General features: G+C 56.5%; 17 protein-coding genes and 2 pseudogenes. 5 read left to right on the forward strand and 14 right to left on the reverse strand.

Going from position 1 to position 16520, the window contains the following annotated elements; all coding sequences use genetic code 11:
- Positions 1-223 (forward strand): annotated as a pseudogene (locus BN77_RS34190) (ABC transporter ATP-binding protein); the annotation flags it as partial.
- 354 nt (positions 224-577) lie between these two features.
- Positions 578-802, forward strand: a pseudogene (locus BN77_RS32365) (BON domain-containing protein); the annotation flags it as partial.
- A gap of 582 nt (positions 803-1384) precedes the next feature.
- Here the strand turns inward: BN77_RS32365 and BN77_RS33645 are convergent.
- The 11 genes from BN77_RS33645 to ccoN form a co-directional block, all read right to left on the reverse strand.
- Positions 1385-1795 carry a hypothetical protein gene (locus BN77_RS33645; RefSeq protein WP_007535850.1) on the reverse strand — a complete coding sequence of 137 codons (411 nt, stop codon included), beginning with the start codon at positions 1793-1795 and terminating at the stop codon, positions 1385-1387.
- A gap of 367 nt (positions 1796-2162) precedes the next feature.
- A complete protein-coding gene (locus BN77_RS34920) occupies positions 2163-2657 on the reverse strand; it encodes a hypothetical protein (RefSeq protein WP_244426225.1) in 495 nt (164 codons plus the stop codon).
- Positions 2632-2799, reverse strand: coding sequence for a cbb3-type cytochrome oxidase assembly protein CcoS (ccoS, locus tag BN77_RS21205; RefSeq protein ID WP_007535853.1), 168 nt, complete (start codon positions 2797-2799; stop codon positions 2632-2634). The genes BN77_RS34920 and ccoS overlap by 26 nt, the downstream gene beginning before the upstream one ends.
- Complete coding sequence (locus BN77_RS21210; protein WP_040678256.1) at positions 2796-5072, reverse strand: cation-translocating P-type ATPase; 2277 nt, start codon at positions 5070-5072, stop codon at positions 2796-2798. Before BN77_RS21210 ends, ccoS begins: the two co-directional genes overlap by 4 nt.
- The gene (locus BN77_RS21215; RefSeq protein WP_007535855.1) at positions 5069-5560 is read right to left on the reverse strand and encodes a FixH family protein; all 492 of its coding nucleotides are present in this window, start codon (positions 5558-5560) and stop codon (positions 5069-5071) included. Before BN77_RS21215 ends, BN77_RS21210 begins: the two co-directional genes overlap by 4 nt.
- The gene (gene ccoG / locus BN77_RS21220; RefSeq protein ID WP_007535856.1) at positions 5557-7125 is read right to left on the reverse strand and encodes a cytochrome c oxidase accessory protein CcoG; all 1569 of its coding nucleotides are present in this window, start codon (positions 7123-7125) and stop codon (positions 5557-5559) included. Before ccoG ends, BN77_RS21215 begins: the two co-directional genes overlap by 4 nt.
- Before the next feature lie 174 nt (positions 7126-7299).
- A complete protein-coding gene (locus BN77_RS34925; RefSeq protein WP_007535857.1) occupies positions 7300-7485 on the reverse strand; it encodes a hypothetical protein in 186 nt (61 codons plus the stop codon).
- 11 nt (positions 7486-7496) lie between these two features.
- Positions 7497-8360, reverse strand: coding sequence for a cytochrome-c oxidase, cbb3-type subunit III (gene ccoP / locus BN77_RS21225; protein WP_007535858.1), 864 nt, complete (start codon positions 8358-8360; stop codon positions 7497-7499).
- A gap of 1 nt (position 8361) precedes the next feature.
- Positions 8362-8514, reverse strand: a complete 153-nt coding sequence (locus BN77_RS21230) for a CcoQ/FixQ family Cbb3-type cytochrome c oxidase assembly chaperone (RefSeq protein WP_028749039.1) — start codon at positions 8512-8514, stop codon at positions 8362-8364.
- A gap of 8 nt (positions 8515-8522) precedes the next feature.
- A complete protein-coding gene (gene ccoO / locus BN77_RS21235) occupies positions 8523-9257 on the reverse strand; it encodes a cytochrome-c oxidase, cbb3-type subunit II (protein ID WP_007535860.1) in 735 nt (244 codons plus the stop codon).
- 9 nt (positions 9258-9266) lie between these two features.
- On the reverse strand, positions 9267-10886 hold the full coding sequence (ccoN, locus tag BN77_RS21240; RefSeq protein WP_007535862.1) for a cytochrome-c oxidase, cbb3-type subunit I: 1620 nt from the start codon (positions 10884-10886) through the stop codon (positions 9267-9269).
- A 241-nt stretch (positions 10887-11127) separates the two neighbouring features.
- Here ccoN and BN77_RS21245 point away from each other — a divergent pair, with 241 nt between their 5' ends.
- The 3 genes from BN77_RS21245 (at position 11128) to BN77_RS21260 (ending at position 14745) form a co-directional block, all read left to right on the forward strand.
- The gene (locus BN77_RS21245) at positions 11128-11844 is read left to right on the forward strand and encodes a Crp/Fnr family transcriptional regulator (protein ID WP_007535864.1); all 717 of its coding nucleotides are present in this window, start codon (positions 11128-11130) and stop codon (positions 11842-11844) included.
- A 25-nt stretch (positions 11845-11869) separates the two neighbouring features.
- Positions 11870-13804, forward strand: a complete 1935-nt coding sequence (locus BN77_RS21250; protein WP_040678259.1) for a hybrid sensor histidine kinase/response regulator — start codon at positions 11870-11872, stop codon at positions 13802-13804.
- Between the two features lie 497 nt (positions 13805-14301).
- Complete coding sequence (locus BN77_RS21260) at positions 14302-14745, forward strand: pseudoazurin (RefSeq protein WP_007535869.1); 444 nt, start codon at positions 14302-14304, stop codon at positions 14743-14745.
- A gap of 68 nt (positions 14746-14813) precedes the next feature.
- On the opposite strand, the gene BN77_RS34930 is transcribed toward BN77_RS21260, so the two are convergent.
- From BN77_RS34930 to BN77_RS21270, 3 genes are all read right to left on the reverse strand, one after another.
- On the reverse strand, positions 14814-15200 hold the full coding sequence (locus BN77_RS34930; protein WP_244426226.1) for a hypothetical protein: 387 nt from the start codon (positions 15198-15200) through the stop codon (positions 14814-14816).
- Between the two features lie 98 nt (positions 15201-15298).
- A complete protein-coding gene (locus tag BN77_RS34935; RefSeq protein ID WP_007535871.1) occupies positions 15299-15622 on the reverse strand; it encodes a hypothetical protein in 324 nt (107 codons plus the stop codon).
- Entirely contained in the window at positions 15622-15963 is a 342-nt protein-coding gene (locus BN77_RS21270) for a hypothetical protein (protein WP_007535872.1), read from the reverse strand. The genes BN77_RS34935 and BN77_RS21270 overlap by 1 nt, the downstream gene beginning before the upstream one ends.
- Positions 15964-16520: the final 557 nt, after the last annotated feature.

Here is a 16520-nt window from a genome sequence, read left to right on the forward strand (position 1 = left end):
CTATGCCGGGATTTTTGCGCTCGGCGGCTACTACGTCATAACGGGCAGGATCGAGATTGGGACGGTCGTCGCCTTCATTTCGGGCCTCAACAAGGTGTCGGATCCCTGGGGAGCGCTTGTTGACTGGTATCGTGATCTGCGAGTGACTCAGGTCAAATACGAGCTCATCCGCGACGCAAGCGCTCCTGACGCGCACCAGCCAAGCGCGGTTACTCCGGACTAGACTTGTTGCGGTAAGTCATCGGTCGATCGTGCAGATGCTCGAACCGTTTTGCTCTCTTCCGAAGGAAGATCGTTGCTGGCCGCCAATGCTCCCAGGCTTTTTGACGGCCCACCGGGCAGGCGGGAGCTGATCTTTGGCCTCCGTCAATGCATGCAGTTGCAAACGCTGAATTGTATCGGCCATCCCACTTCCGTGAACGTGAAGGAAGCAGGGACAGATCTGAGAAGAAGTCCTGCTTGGGAGAAACAGACATGCTGGTCGAGAGTGCAATGACCCCGTCCCTGATTACCGTCGCAGCGTCCTCCACTTGCCTGTGATGGACGACAAAGGCGTGCTCCTTGGCGTGATCACCGAAGGCAGAGCTGGAGCCGGAACGGCTTCATCCGCTGTCAGGTCAGAAATGGCGTAGCTGAACTCGTCGGAACCATTTTCGATGAACCGGGGAGGCGCGCTGCAAAAGTCGCGACGGAGAACGTTCCAGGCGTGAAAGCGATCGCAGATAACCTGACTTGGATCGACCCGTATTACGGAGTGGCAATGCCGCCGCCGGTCGAAGAAGAGCTCGCATCTAGGAGCTAAGATTAGTTTGACACCTCATACTTAGATTGATCTCCGTCAAGGAAGAGATGTCCTCCTCCCCTATGCTGTTTACAAAGCTCATAGGTGGAACATGCAGGATCGAGAGTTATCCTTCCATGGCGCGGCCGGCTCGTTCATCAGTCCCTGCTTCTTTCTAGAGGTCCGGGATCCCAGATTGTGATCGGCTGCGGCATGTTCTGTGCATCCTTGGTCGAGGACCGTTCCCGGCGTGCACCCGAGCGGCTAGCGCGCCCGGATTGGCACAACGACGGCCGGAGCTTTGTCCTCAATCTGTCTGACCATCTCAACCAGGCCACCGATCAGAATGGTTCGGCCTGTCCTTCGGAACGTCAGGCGGGCACGTGAGCCGGAGCAGACATCAGGCAAAAAGGAGAATGCAGATGCTTTCGACCGATCGTGATTTCAAAGCAGGCGGCGAACGCTTTGCCGTTCCCACCCAGGGCGAAGTAGAAGGTAAGCTCATGGTCTCGGAGTTAGTCGCCGTCGCCTGCCTGCAGGAGCTTCTGAAGAAAGAACATGCGCCTGTTATCGAGAGGGTTCGGCGTCGGATCCTGCGAGATCTCAAGCACCGATGCTGTTGTCTGAAGCTCTGCCCGGACGATGAGAAGGCGACTGCAGACTACGCTTTGCAGATTTTGAAGTCCGCCGTGAGAGAGGCCGGATCCCGGTAGCCCGACGGGGCAAGAGAGCTTCAACATGAACAAGGAAGTTGGAAGTGGCCATCAATGCTGGTTCGTCACGCTTGAAAATCGGGATCTTCGACATCAGCGTCGGGACCGTAGCCGCGTCGGCCAAGGCACCATGCTTTTGGATCAACATCCACGGCTCAAATATCAAATGGGCGGAGAGATCCAAGAAATCGAACTGCCAACCGCCGCAGGTGGCGTTGGCATTGGGGTGAACTCGAACGTTCTCGATCGGCTGCGGCAAGGCGATTGCCACATCGGATTTGTCGGTCACCCCAGCGTTCATGGAGGGCTCATATCAAGAGACCAACCGAGTTTCCGGACGCCGACAAACTGGAGGACTTCCTCTCACCGATGCGGACTTCTGGGATACGCAGGCGCTCCTCGACGACTGCCGCCCCGCTTCGATGCGCACAACTGACACAAATCTGAGAAACCGGCTCATCACGCGGGGTCAGAGCCGCGCTCAATATTGGGTTATGTCGAGTTTGTAACGTCAAGAAATTGATGACCGCTCGTGTCAGCGATCTACCGTACTCCGCCTCCCGCCGTGTTTGGCCTCTGTTAGCGGTTTTCTACTTTCCCAAAACAATTGACATTAACGTCTCTTCGGAATGTTCAGAGGTACCATCTGGGCGCCAAGCTCTGAACCGTCAATGGTGTCGCTTCCAATTGGTCACATCAGCCTCACTGATCCGGATGGATTGCCCCAGAGCAAGCGAATTTAAAAGTTTCGCCTCCGCAATATCGCACAGTAATCGCACGTTCTCCTGGAGACGTGTTTCGTCGGCACGTGGCGGCGATCCAAGTGCCATCAATGCCTTCCGATCAACCAGCACCGTCTTTTGCTCGCCCCCGCTTTCGAGCATCACGATGCCGTTTTCGCCGGACGACTTGAGAAACGCGGTGAGAAATCTGACAGACATGTTGATAACCTCCTCCCGGAGACCTGACGCGGTCCAACCTGGACGTGCCAAGCCTCTTATGACATCAGCAACGGCGCTGATGCCGAACGACTGAATTCTAGCCGTGTAGTGGCAGAGTTCTTTGATCAGGATCAAAGTCTGCTGACCGGCGCAGCATAAGCGCGTTTTTTCACAAGCATCGAAATGTCCTTTCGATCTAGAAATTGTCTCGATGACGAACAACGTCATCTTCGTCGTCGAGAACGCGCCAGGCGGCACCCTGCAGATCGTCATACTGTCCGTTTTTAAGAGACCACAGGAACGCTGCGAGTCCGATACCTCCCATAAAAAGTGCAATGGGGATCAGATAGATCAACATGTTCATTGGGTTAAAACCTCTTGCGACGGCAGCGCTGGGGACCTGCCCAAGTGAGCACTATTACTGAAGGTGTTTAGTCGAAGGGCGTTCGTCACAACTATGAGGGACGACGTTGACATCGCAATCGCAGCAATCAGCGGGGTAGCGTACCCGGCAAGAGCGATCGGCACCGCCAGCACATTGTAGCCGATTGCGAGTACGAAGTTTTGCCGAATCAGTTTCGCCGCCCGCCGCGCGACGGCAATCGCTTGTGGCACAGCATCAAGACGTTCGTTGAAAAAGACGAGGTCAGCCGCGTGCCGACCGATGTCCGAGGCGGAAGCAGGAGCCATCGATACATGGGCTGCAGCAAGCGCTGGTGCGTCGTTGATGCCATCGCCAACCATGAGGACATGGTGCTCAGAACTCAAGCGCTTGCACTCCTCGACCTTTTGTTTTGGTGTCAGCGAACAAAAGGCGTTGCGAATGCCCAAGACCTCGGCCGTGTGTTCGACAACGAGCGCGCGGTCCCCTGACAAAATGGTCGCACCTATTCCGCAGGTGGCGAGCTGCGCGATCGCGTCGGCTGCGCCTGGCCGCAGCGTGTCATTGAACTGGAACAATGCAAGTGGGCTGCCATCGCGCGATAGCACGACTTCAGAAAACCGAGCATCTTGACTGGTCGCCTGCGCATCTCGACACGCGAACTTCGCGCTTCCGAGGCGATAGAGGCTGCGCCCTATCCTTGCCTCGAGACCGCCACCGGGAATTTCCTTGACGGTATCAATGAACTTTGGCGCTCTTGGAATGCCGTGCGCCAGCGCCTGAGACAACGGATGTCTGGAATGAGCAGCCATGCTCGTCGCGATTGCAATTGCTTCATCATCACCCGCCTCTGCCTTCACCAGCTGGGGACGGCCCATCGTCAACGTTCCCGTTTTATCGAAGGCAACTACATCCACTTCAGCCAGCCTCTCGAGCGCCGATCCGTCCTTCACCATGATTCCCTTACGGAAGAGCTCGCCGGCCGACACGACCTGGACTACCGGCACTGCCAAGCCCAGCGCACATGGGCATGTGATGACGAGCACCGACACGGCAATTAGCATCGCCTGCTTCCAATCCCCTCCAAGGATACCCCACGCGAGGAATGAGACGAGTGCAAGAAGGTGAACTGCGGGCGAGTAGAGAGCGGCCGCTCTGTCAGCAATGCGCCTATATCGAGCGCGGCCGCCTTCTGCGGCCTCCATCAACCCAATGATTTCAGCTAACAGCGAATTGCCCGCAGTCTTCGTAGCACGTACGATTAGCGAACCCGTCAGGTTCATGGCACCTGAACGAACCTCACTGTCTGGCTCGACCGCGACCGGACTGCTTTCTCCCGTTACGATCGACAGGTCGATTTCGCTCGCACCGCTCGCCACCACGCCGTCAACCGGGATACGCTCACCGGCAGCAATCACGACCTCATCGCCGATTGAAATCTCGTCAATCAGGACAAAACGCTTGCTCCCGTCGGTCGAGAGTACGAGCGCCCCACGGGGCGCGAGACGCGCCAAGCCATTGATCGCTGCACGGGCTTTTTCGCGCATGATGTGATCGAGCGTCCTGCCGATCAGCAGGAAGAAGAGAAGCGACACGGAGGCATCAAACCAGGCATGCTCTCCATGGTGCATCGTCTCCCAGAGCGAGACGCCATACGAAAGCGTGACCGCCAGGGAAATCGGGACATCCATGTTTGTGCGGCCATGCTTGAGGACATTCCACGCTGACGAAAAGAAGAAGCGCCCGGCATAGATCAGTGCAGGTGCGGCGATCAGTGCCGAGATCCAGTGAAACATGTCGCGTGTGGCGGCATCCGCTCCGGACCACACGGAGACAGACAGCAACATGATATTTGCTGCGGCAAATCCGGAGACCCCGACAGCCAAAAGCAATTGGTTCCTAAGGGTGTCGTTTTCTGCCGTCATCGGGATAAAGGGATGGGCTTGGTATCCGCGGCTCGCGATTGCCTCTAGGATCTGCACCGGGTCCACGGGACGCCCCCTTAGGGTTTCATGGTAGACGCAACTGACCCGCTTTGCGGTTAGATTGACACGCGCCTTCTTTACGAATGGGAGGCGGGCGAGCGCCGACTCTATGGTCGCGATACAGCCCCCACAGTGAACCCCCGGGACGCTGAGGTCGAGTTGGCGTAGCCCCTCACCTACGGGATGACTGGATGAAATAATCTCTTCCGAGCTGTGCGAGTTACTGCTGAGAGCTAGGACACTTTCCGCGTTCATCGTGCAGCAGGTCATTGGCCGAACTCCGCCGTATCCAGTCTCCTTGCCTCATGCATGACGACCGCGCCGGCTTTGCGCGAGACGATCTCCACGATCCAATCCCCTTTCCGAACTTCATGGCGCACCTTAAAATGGCCGCTCGCCACCTTGCTCAATGGAACCTGAAAATCTTCATGATCTCCGACAGGCCGTCTAAACGACAGAGTCACGTCATCCACGTCGGCGGGCAAACCGTCCTTGTTGCGAATTGCATAATCGATTTCATTTCCCCGAATCGACAGCGTCCCGGCAACTCCCGAGGCTGCTAACGCCTTCATGGCGGCCGCCTTGGCGTTGAATTCCTGGCTGGCCACGTAAGTGTTTTCGACCACCAAACCACTCCAACTGGACGAGGCATACCAGGCCATGGTGACGTTCACGCCAATTACCACCCCGAAGAAGGAAATCATGGCAACAAGCATGTGGCGTCCGGTGAAACCGTGGGGGGCTGTGCGAGCTGTCATTGGGTCTCTCCGGGCGAATTGAAGGTTGCCTTGTAAATCGATCTGTCACGATGTTCGCTGTCTTCGGCGATGAACAGGAAATCTGTCGCCGACCCCGCATTGCCATGTCGCGTCACGAACACCTTGAGGCTTGTCGCCGCGTCTGGACCCGCATCGATGGTGAAGCTTCGGCCATCCTCTCTGGAGAGTTCGGCAATTCGCATTGTGGCGCCATCCAACCCTTCCAACCTGAGGTTCACTTTCCGAGGGGCGGGAACCATGTTGAGAATGCGAAGCGTATAGCCGTTTCGTATCGAGCCGTCGGACTCCAGGACATACTGCGGATTCCGGTCGTGAACGACATTGAGTTCAAGCCTTTCGCGCAACGCCAGATGGACCAGCATGCCAACCCCGATTGCGGCCCAGACAGCTGCATAGAAAAGAACTCTTGGCCGAAAGATGATGTGCCAATCGAAGTGGCGAATGCTCGCAACGAATGAACCGTCTGGGTATCGAACGAGCGCCGGCTGGACGGGAGTCTTTCCTCCGTCTGTCGCTTGAAGCATGTTTTGCGAATACTCGCTAAGCGTCGCATAGGCTATCAGGCCGCGCGGTTTTCCGAGCTTGTCCATCACCCCGTCACATGCATCGATACAGAGCGCGCATGTGATGCACTCCATTTGCTGGCCGTCGCGAATGTCGATTCCCATCGGGCAGACTGCCACGCAAGCGTTGCAATCGACGCAGTCCCCGACACTTTGGCCCGCCGCCTGAGCCTTCTTGGCGTGGCGCGACCGAGGCTCGCCGCGCCAGTCGTTGTAAGTGACGACAAGCGAATTCTCGTCCAGCATCGCACCCTGGATGCGCGGCCAGGGACACATGTAGGTGCATACCTGCTCGCGCATCAATCCGCCGAGTACATAGGTCGTAGCGGTGAGGATACCGATCGTCGCAAAGGCGACCGCAGGCGCGCTGCCACTCAAGAGCGAAGTCAAGAGCGTTGGCGCGTCGGCAAAATAGAAAATCCACGCGCCACCGGTTGCGACACCAATCAACAGCCAGATGGCGTGCTTGATCAGCCGCTTCCGCAGCTTTTCAAGCGTCCAGGGGCTACAGTCGAGCTTCATTCGCGCGTTACGGTCGCCTTCGATCGCCCGCTCGACAACGAGAAAGAGGTCAACCCAGACCGTCTGGGGACAGGCATAACCGCACCACGCGCGGCCAACGGCGGATGTTACGAGAAACAGGCCGAAACCTGCCATCACAAGCAGGCCCGCCACGTAGTAGAATTCTTGTGGCCAGATCTCGACGAAGAAGAAAAAGAAGCGCCGGGAGGCCATGTCGACGAGGATAGCCTGGTCAGGGGCGTAAGGCCCTCGATCCCACCTGATCCACGGCGCAAGATAATAGATCCCCAGCGTGACCAGCATCACGAGCCACTTAAAACGGCGGAATCGGCCTTCGGCACGCTTGGGAAAGACCTTCTTGCGCGCCGCATAGAGCGGCTGCCTGTTCTTCTTGGCATTGACCGCCTCTGAAGGCAGCCGCTCGATGTCTTCTGGCTCCGGCGCTGTGTCGAGATTCATGGGCTACGTCCGATTTGTTTACCGGCACGTTTTCCCACCTTCGACGACCTGGCTCCTTGACGCAGATCAAGAACGAAACGGTTCGCACAAAACAAAAAGGCCGCGCCTTGGAGAGAAGACGCGGCCAGGAGGAACTGCGGGGGCAAGTTCAAAGGGACGTCCTCCCTTCGACAGCTATCGGCTCGTCGTCTCGTGATCTTTGAGGCACGTCAAATTCACGATTGAATTTCCAAGCTTCTCAGGATCGTCTTCCTCCGGGACGGGCGGGACGATTTTCGCTCTGGCAGAAACACGCTTGCGGATCACCGCCCGCGGAGTGCCATACAGGGACAGGAGAGCATTGTGATCGTGGCTGGACACTCTTTGAACTCCTATTTACCGCCACCGAGCGAGTGGACAAACACCGTCAACTCTTTCACGGTCGTGTCTCCGAGGCGAGCCGACCACGCAGGCATCACGCCGTGCTTCGGCTCAACGATCTGCCGCGCTATCGCGTCCTCGCCCTTCCCTTTCAACCAGATTGCATCGGCAAGATTGGGCGCGCCCATGTCTGGCTTGCCTTTCGCATCCTCGCCGTGGCAGGCTACGCAGTTATCGAGAAACACCTGTTTGCCCGCGTCGGCCATGGCCGGATCCCTTGGAGCGTTGGTTAGGCTCCACACATAAGCTGCCACTTCTCTTACCTGAGTGGGTTCGAGAATATCACGGAAGGCTGGCATCTCCGAAATATGGGTATCCGTGTCGGCATCGAAACGAATACCGTGGGCAATCGTCTGCTGAATGGCATTAAGGTCCCCACCCCAAAGCCAATCATCGTCATTGAGGTTGGGAAAACCGGGCCCACCCGTCGCACCCGATCCGTGACAAGGAGCGCAATTGACCTTGAATGCGGAGGCGCCGCCGGCAATCGCGAATTCCCTTAGGTCCTGGTCCGCGTCGATTTCCTGCACCGTTTTGGCGGCAACAAGGTCTCTGAACTTCGTCTGCGCTAGACTTGCCTGATCAATGTCTTGCTTTAGTTCAGCACGGCTGGAGAAACCCAACAACCCCTTTGTCGTGTCCCTAATCATTGGTATCGAGGGATAAGCGATTGCGTATCCGACCGCCCACAGGATGGTTGCGTAAAAGGTCCATACCCACCATCGCGGCATGGGATTGTTGAGTTCACGGATTCCATCCCATTCGTGTCCGGTAGTCTCGACGCCGCTCAATTCATCTACATGTTTGTCCGACATCTCAGTCATCCTTCAGTGGAATATCAGCCGCCTCGGCGGCGCATTGCTTGCTTCCCGGACGAAGGGTGAAGAGCACTGCGCCAACGAAAAACAGTGCCATGGCCACCAGGCCCCAACTATCGGCGAAGTGCCTCATCGCGGTATAAGTTTCCATAGATCACCTCACCGGTAGCCGCTGGCATCATCGTAGGTCGAGAAATCCACGAGCGTTCCCAGCATCTGAAGGTAGGACACCAGCGCGTCCATCTCGGTGAGCTTGGCGGGGTTGCCGTCGAAGTCGCCGACCTTGGCTTTGGGATATCGCGCGAGGAGTGCCGTCGTGTCGGCGTTTGGATCAGCTTGAGCCTTCATATCCGCTTCGGCGTTGGCCAGCATCTCCTCGGTGTAGGGAACCCCCACATCTTCATTGGCCTTCAGATCCATCCCGATGTCTTTGACGGTCACTTCCTGGTCCTTGAGGAAGGCATAGCTTGGCATGATCGATTCCGGCACGACACCACGTGGATTGGACAAATGCTGCACATGCCAGTCATTGGAGTAGCGCCCACCCACACGCGCCAGATCCGGCCCGGTTCGCTTCGAACCCCATTGGAACGGATGGTCGTACATCGACTCGGCGGCCAGCGAATAATGGCCGTACCGCTCCACTTCATCACGGAATGGCCGGATCATTTGGCTATGGCAAAGGTAACAACCCTCGCGGATGTAGATGTTTCGCCCCGCCAGCTCGAGAGGCGAATACGGACGCATGCCCTCAACCTTCTCGATGGTGTTCTGTAGATAGAATAAGGGCGCGATCTCGACGATTCCGCCTATGCTGACGACGAGGAGAGAGCCCACAAGCAGCAGCGTCGCGTTCTTCTCGAGAATCTGATGTTTGTCTAATATAGATGCCATTGTCTCACCTCACTCGGCGGGTTGTGCCTGGGGCACGAAAGCGGATGGAATAGCGGCTTCGTTGCGTTGATGCCCACGGATCGTCTGGAATACGTTCCACGCCATGACCGCACCGCCCGCGAGATAAAGCGTCCCGCCAACCGCCCGCAACACGTAGTAGGGGAACATGGCCGCGACGGTCTCCGCGAAGGAATAGACGAGGAAGCCTTGGGAGTTGTATTCCCGCCACATAAGCCCCTGCTGAATGCCCGCGACCCACAGCACGGCGGCGTAGACGACGATGCCGAGAGTGGCCAGCCAGAAATGCCAGTTGACCATGCGCAGGCTGTAGAGACGTTCGCGGCCCCAGAGCTTAGGGGTCAGATAGTAGATCGCACCGAACGTGATCATCCCTACCCAGCCCAGCGCGCCCGAGTGCACGTGGCCGATCGTCCATTCGGTATAGTGGCTCAACGAGTTGACGGTTTTCACCGACATCATCGGGCCTTCGAAGGTCGACATGCCATAAAACGCGATCGCGACGATCATCATGCGGATGATTGGATCAGTACGGATTTTGTCCCAAGCGCCCGAGAGGGTCATGAGGCCGTTGATCATACCACCCCAGGACGGCATCCACAGCATCACCGAGAAGACCATTCCGAGCGTTTGGGCCCAATCCGGCAAGGCGGTGTAATGAAGATGGTGCGGGCCGGCCCATATGTACATGAATATCAGGGCCCAGAAATGTATGATGGAGAGCCGGTACGAATAGATGGGGCGGTTCGCCTGCTTGGGAACGAAGTAATACATCATCCCAAGGAAGCCGGCGGTCAGGAAAAACCCGACGGCGTTGTGGCCATACCACCATTGCGTCAAGGCGTCCTGGACGCCCGAAAAAACTGAATAGCTTTTCGATCCGAGGAACGATACCGGCACCGCGAGGTTGTTCACCACGTGCAGCATCGCGATCGTCACGATGAAGCCGAGGTAAAACCAATTCGCCACATAAATATGCGGTTCCTTACGCTTGAGAATTGTGCCGAGGAACGCAGCCAGATAGGCGACCCACACGATCGTCAGCCAGATGTCGACATACCATTCCGGTTCCGCATATTCGCGCGCCTGGGTGATCCCAAGAACGTAACCGGTCGCCGCCATGATGATGAAGAGCTGATAGCCCCAGAAAACGAACCAGCCCAGGCTGCCTCCGAACAGCCGAGCGCGGCAGGTCCGCTGCACAACATAAAACGAAGTCATGATAAGGGCGTTGCCGCCAAAAGCGAAAATGACGGCGGATGTATGCACCGGCCTCAGTCGCCCGAAATTGAGATAGGGTGCGATGTTGAGATCGGGAAAAGCCAGCTGGAGCGCGATAACGACGCCGACAAGGAAGCCAACGACGCCCCAAAATACGGTCGCGATCAATCCATACCGGATTACCTCGTCAAAGTAGACTTCTGTCTTTGGTGGGTTCCGACCGGCCGGCGAAAAATCGATTCTTCTCAAAAGGAGCACCGTGCCTCCCAAGAGGCACCAGAACAGCACCCACATGTGTGCAGCGAATAAATGATCATGCGCCAACGCGGCTGCCAGCAAAGCAAGGAACGCGCTGACCGCGACCGCCATAGTTTCCGTTGAGTAGTTCATATCGTCGTCCCCAAGGCACAGACGACCCAAAACGAGGGTTGCCTTTCTTGCCACGTGATGGGGACTGTTCTCACGAGCAGAGCGCGCTAACCTTGATCTATGTCAACGATCTCCGCGGTCATGCGTGGATTGTGCCTTGTTACAGACTGTTACAGTATCTCGCCAATTCGCACACAACGATCATCGGTGCGTGACATCGCTCGTGTCTGTTGCCCTCGACAAACACACGAGGGCAAAGCCGATGCTGATGCAGAAAACCGCCTCTTTCGAGCGCAACACAATCGTCGGTGAAGCGGTGTCGCTCTCAGAGATATTTCAATATTCGCCGACGGAGACGATAGCATCGGGCAAGACGATCTGTTGGGAGGGAGATGCAGCCAACCATTTGTTCCAGGTGGTGGAGGGCGTAGTGCGACTTCAGCGCATCATAGGTGAAGGTCGCCGGGTCATCACGGCCTTCCTATTTCCGGGTGATCTCGTTGGTGCGGCTTTGCAGGCGACCTACCTCTTCACCGCCGAAGCGGTAAACGATTGCAAGATCCGCCGGATGTCGTGCAAGACCTTTCACGAAGAGGTCTCGCGCTCCGAGAACCTTCGTCCCGAATACATCGCACTCCTCAGCCAGGAAATGGCATCGGCTCACGAACAGATGGTACTTTTGTCGAAGAAGAATGCGGAGGAGCGTCTCTGCAGCTTCGTCGTTCGGCTTTCCGAGCGTCCGCACCTTGCCAAAGAGGATATGCTTTCCGTTCCAATGAACAGGCAGGACATCGCCGATTATCTGGGCCTGACGATCGAAACTGTTTCGAGGACCATCAGCAAGCTTGCGAGCCGCAAAATCCTTTCCCCTGTCGGGCGCCATGACCTCAAGGTTGCCAGCTACGAAAGGCTCGCTCGACTCTCCGGCAACACGGATGATTTTTTCGACAAAACCTGCGATAGGGGCAGCTTGCACTGAATCTATCATGACAAGGTCAGCCTCCATGCCTCATCGACTGGTATCGCCTCGGACAGCTTCGCAAAATGAGCTAGACGCGATGGTCCATGTCCTGGACGGAGCGGACATACTCATCCACGGATTCGACGGCAGGATTACCCACTGGTCGATTGGTTGTGAAAACATGTACGGCTGGGCCCGCGAGGAAGCGGTTGGCCAACAAGTCCACGACCTACTGGAAACGGTGCTGTCCGAGCCTTCTGACGACATCCAGTCTCAATTGCGCACGCGTGGATTTTGGCAAGGTGAACTGGTACATCGACACAAAACCGGTCGCCCAATCCATGTTGCATCCCGTTGTGTAATGGTGAACCTGCCTGACGGTAGTGCGGCCGTCATACAGACGAACAACGACATCACAGCACTGAAGCAAGCACAGGAAGCCGTCAACGCCCGCGAAGCCCATCTCCGGTCAATCCTCGAGACCGTGCCCGATGCAATGGTTGTCATCGATCAAAGGGGCATAGTGACCTCGTTCAGCAAGGCGGCCGAAAAGCTATTCGGCATGGACTCCGACGCGGTCTGCGGCAGCAACGTCAGCTGCCTGATGCCAAAACCGTACCGCGGTGAGCACGATGGCTATATCGAGCATTATCTGGCGACCGGCGAGAAGCGGATCATCGGCTATGGTCGCGTCGTAACCGGCCAGCGGGCTGACGGAACCCAGTTTCCGATGGAACTGCATGTGGGTGAAACGACCGCCAACGGAGAGCGGATATTCACCGGCTTTATTCGGGATTTAACAAGCCGTTACAAGATCGAAGAGGACCTCCGTCAGGCGCAAAAAATGGAGGCTGTTGGGCAGCTGACCGGCGGCATCGCCCATGACTTCAACAATCTGCTTACGGTCATTAGCGGAAACTTGGAGATGATCGAGGACAAACTCCAAGGTGGTGCGATTTGGGAATTGCTTCGCGAAGCGCAAGACGCTGCCGCCGATGGCGCAAAACTGACAGGCCAGTTGCTGGCCTTCGGACGGCGTCAACCTTTGAATTCGACAAGGACCGACCTTGGGCAACTGGTTACGGGCTTTTCGGATTTGTTGAGGCGTACATTGGGCGAAACCATCGAACTTAGGACTGTGCTTTCAGGGTCTGGCCTTTATGCCCTTGTTGACGCCTCACAGCTGCAGAACGCGGTACTCAATATTGCGCTCAACGCGCGCGATGCAATGCCGCGCGGAGGAACTCTCACGACGGAAATCTCGCAGGTTCGCTTGGACGCCGACTACGCCAAAATGTATCCCGACGTGCGGAGTGGCGAATTCGTTCTGATCTCGATGACCGATACGGGTCTTGGCATGAGTGACGAGGTGAAAAAACGAGCAATTGAGCCGTTCTTCACCACCAAGGACGTGGGTTCCGGAACAGGTCTTGGCCTTAGTATGGTGTACGGCTTCGTCAAACAATCGGGCGGCCACCTTCAACTTTACAGCGAAGAGGGGCGTGGAACGACCGTCAGGATCTACTTGCCCGCCGAGAAGATACTTCAGAGTGCCGCAACGGCAGACGAACGGGAGACCGAGGGGCGCTCTCCGCCACTGCCTCATGGGAGCGAAACCATCCTCGTTGTCGAGGATGACGCGCGTGTCCGCCGGGTTGCCGTCGCGAGGCTCGCTTCGATGGGATATTCGGTGTTGGAAGCCGATAATGCCCGTCGGGCCCTGGAAAAGCTTGCGTCCAATGACGAAATTGCCCTGCTGTTTACTGATATCGTCATGCCTGGTGGAATGACGGGGGATGAGCTAGCGAAGGAGGCACGTGCCCTACGTCCGTCGCTGAGAGTGTTGTTCACTTCAGGCTATTCGGAGCCAGGTCTCGCCAGCAAGAATGCCCTTCCAAATACGCATTGGCTTCGGAAACCTTACACAGCCAGAGAGCTTGCATTGCTCGTGCGATCGATCCTGGACAGCAAGGCGTAGCCATCGAATGTTGGCCGCTCGGATGGATCGGTGCCCCACCCCACTTTGTTACAGCCGATGTCTCGTCGAGACCTCATCAAAAGACCGGGATGGTGTCGATATCGCCGGTTCCACCACGCGAGTTCGAAATTTTAATGATTGGTCCTAAATAGGCGTTCGCGAAGTCCGTGCATATGCCATGCGAGGGACTGCCGAAGACCTGGTAGAGAGGACCGTTAGCACAGCAACGCGGTCCCTGGGAGTCCATCTCCGTCATGGCTTGCGACACGAGGATTCCTTTCAATTTCGCTGCCCTGTTGTGTGAATGCAACGTGGACTGCGTGCTCAATCTGATTGGCGCCAATACAACGAACGCTTCGTTCATTGCAGGAGAGCCTTTGAGCGGCAAGAGCTTGCATCGACGTTCCCGAATTTGACCAGCGTCAAAGATCGCGCGTTCCGCATGCCGTATTCCAGTCCACGAGGTCGATACGATCTCGAACAAAGGAGATATGGAAATGCGTTTAAAAGTCTGTCTGATCGCTGCAACGGCAGCCCTGGCTGTTTCGGCAGCTCCGCTGATGGCAGCCGACCACCAGGTTCAGATGCTCAACAAGGGTGCGGATGGAGCAATGGTATTCGAACCTGGCTTCATCAAAGTAGCCCCCGGCGATACTGTCACGTTCGTCCCGACGGACAAGACCCACAATGTTGAAACGTTCAAGGGACTGATTCCCGACGGCGCAGCTGAATTCAAGTCCAAGGCGAGCGAACAGTATCAGGCAAAATTCGATGTGCCCGGCGCATACGTCGTGAAATGCACGCCACATGCGGGCATGGGCATGGTTGCACTCATCCAAGTCGGCGACAATCCGGCCAATCTCGATGCCATCAAGACCGCGAAGGTTCCTAACATGGTGCGCAAGCGTCTGGATACTGACCTCGCGCAAGTGGGCAAATAGCCGCGGATTGTGCGGATGGCAGCGCATGAGCGCACAAAGCAATGGGGCCGCGCCCACTCCGGGTCAAATTAGGCTGTATCTCCCCAGCGACTGCCCGCTTCAGGCAAATCTGGCGAAGCTTCAGGCTCGGAGGTCGCTTTACGATAGACGATCCCGTCGGTGTTGAGGTCATAGATCTCCACCGGAACGCCTACAGTATCGACGGCCAATATCCCCACGAGCTCTGGGGGCGCATTACGCAGGCAGTTCTCTGCGTGATTCAGAGCAATGATGAGTTTGTCCCGGATCATTGCGGCAGTCCAGTCGGAAGGTAGGCCGCGAACATAGTCCTCGCTCCTGACGGACAAGGCTTTGCGCCGGATCTCGTCAATTGTACGCAAGGGCGAGAAGTGGGGAGGCTTGCCTGCTGCGGCCATAACTGATGGCCCTAGCGGACACATGTGGTTTTCGATCATCAGCAGATCGACGTAATCTCGAGCCTTCGTTCGCGAACGAGGCCGCGATCACCTTGTTTACGGCAAGATCAGCAGGGTGCAGACGGGCTCCCCATTCATCATCCCTGACAAGGGGAAAAAAGCGGGTTCGGGTCTCGCTCATCCATTGGAGGGGTGCGTTCCCCTCCGCGCATTACACTTGCCTCAACGCAGCCGTAGATGTTGACTTCGATGGAGACTTTGAAACCGTCAGCCTCTAATTTCGCGATATCAGCATCCGCAGAGATTCCAATTTGCTCATCGGTATCATGGAAGATGTCAATGTCATCGGACATCCGTGGCCAGTCCACATTCAAGACCAGGCCGCCGGCAATATAGCTGCTGTCGGATCTGTTCGCGGCAATGGAGGCCATGATTTCCTTTTGGATCTGCGTCAGCGCCATCAGTGTCCGTTTCCGAGCTGGGAGAGCATTTTTCGTCCCATGGCATAAGCCCGGGCATCACCGCGCTCCATAAGAGCGTTGGCGACAACTCGTGCCTTCTGCGGAAGATCGTTCAACTTTTCGATGTCGATATTGTCGAAAATTCTCAGCCCATACCTCTCGGTCGCAATCCTGATGAATTCCACAAGACGGCTCTTCTCAGCCCGATGCGCAGAGCGCAATTCTGCCGCAACATTCAAAATCTCATCTCTATGTGCTTTAGGAACGAGGACTTCCACCCTGACGAGGTCGGATGCTCCGCCAGTCTCCCGGTACCTCTTGATTCGCTCTTTCGCAGACATGGCAACAGCTCCTACCCGGCCAATATAGGCATATCCCGGATACTCATTAAGTTTTTGTAGCTGCTACAAAAAACTCAAGCTTCTAAGTGTTGGTTTTCTCACCCTAGTCCCGACCGGCTTTTCACCAAACACCGCGGTCTTGTACCAAGACAGGTTTCGCGGAGCGACGCTACCAGACAATCCGTGACGTCTTGGCTGCAAGGGCGACAACAGCTTTGTTCGGATACATACGAGCTGATGGTTACATCGGTTTTAGGCTGCTTCCGTCCGGGCGACATCAGGTGCTTGGCAATGTATCGCATCGGAGTTCACCGATCAGTGTGCGGCTGATTTGATGGTGGCGCCGGTTGTCCGGGCGATGAACTCTTGAGTTTCTTAAAAGAAACACCTGATCAGCTGGCGTTTGCGTTAGGCGATACGCTGAAGGGGAAAGATGGCTAGGGATTCCATTTGCTGGAATATTGGCCAACGCCCGCCTTCTTTAGCCATAGCAAAAGGCATGATTGGGGCTGATGGAACATCGAATACAGCCATCGCCAATCTCCCGATCCCCGTTC

Origin of the sequence: Rhizobium mesoamericanum STM3625, assembly GCF_000312665.1 — a bacterium.
GTDB lineage: Bacteria > Pseudomonadota > Alphaproteobacteria > Rhizobiales > Rhizobiaceae > Rhizobium > Rhizobium mesoamericanum.

Coding starts and splice junctions, on each gene's coding strand:
- BN77_RS33645 (WP_007535850.1), bottom strand. CDS start 1,795: ATGAACGCTGGGGTGACCGACAAATCCGATGTGGCAATCGCCTTGCCG.
- ccoS (WP_007535853.1), bottom strand. CDS start 2,799: ATGAACATGTTGATCTATCTGATCCCCATTGCACTTTTTATGGGAGGT.
- BN77_RS21210 (WP_040678256.1), bottom strand. CDS start 5,072: ATGACCTGCTGCACGATGAACGCGGAAAGTGTCCTAGCTCTCAGCAGT.
- BN77_RS21215 (WP_007535855.1), bottom strand. CDS start 5,560: ATGACAGCTCGCACAGCCCCCCACGGTTTCACCGGACGCCACATGCTT.
- ccoG (WP_007535856.1), bottom strand. CDS start 7,125: ATGAATCTCGACACAGCGCCGGAGCCAGAAGACATCGAGCGGCTGCCT.
- ccoP (WP_007535858.1), bottom strand. CDS start 8,360: ATGTCGGACAAACATGTAGATGAATTGAGCGGCGTCGAGACTACCGGA.
- BN77_RS21230 (WP_028749039.1), bottom strand. CDS start 8,514: ATGGAAACTTATACCGCGATGAGGCACTTCGCCGATAGTTGGGGCCTG.
- ccoO (WP_007535860.1), bottom strand. CDS start 9,257: ATGGCATCTATATTAGACAAACATCAGATTCTCGAGAAGAACGCGACG.
- ccoN (WP_007535862.1), bottom strand. CDS start 10,886: ATGAACTACTCAACGGAAACTATGGCGGTCGCGGTCAGCGCGTTCCTT.
- BN77_RS21245 (WP_007535864.1), top strand. CDS start 11,128: ATGCTGATGCAGAAAACCGCCTCTTTCGAGCGCAACACAATCGTCGGT.
- BN77_RS21250 (WP_040678259.1), top strand. CDS start 11,870: ATGCCTCATCGACTGGTATCGCCTCGGACAGCTTCGCAAAATGAGCTA.
- BN77_RS21260 (WP_007535869.1), top strand. CDS start 14,302: ATGCGTTTAAAAGTCTGTCTGATCGCTGCAACGGCAGCCCTGGCTGTT.
- BN77_RS34930 (WP_244426226.1), bottom strand. CDS start 15,200: ATGATCGAAAACCACATGTGTCCGCTAGGGCCATCAGTTATGGCCGCA.
- BN77_RS34935 (WP_007535871.1), bottom strand. CDS start 15,622: ATGGCGCTGACGCAGATCCAAAAGGAAATCATGGCCTCCATTGCCGCG.
- BN77_RS21270 (WP_007535872.1), bottom strand. CDS start 15,963: ATGTCTGCGAAAGAGCGAATCAAGAGGTACCGGGAGACTGGCGGAGCA.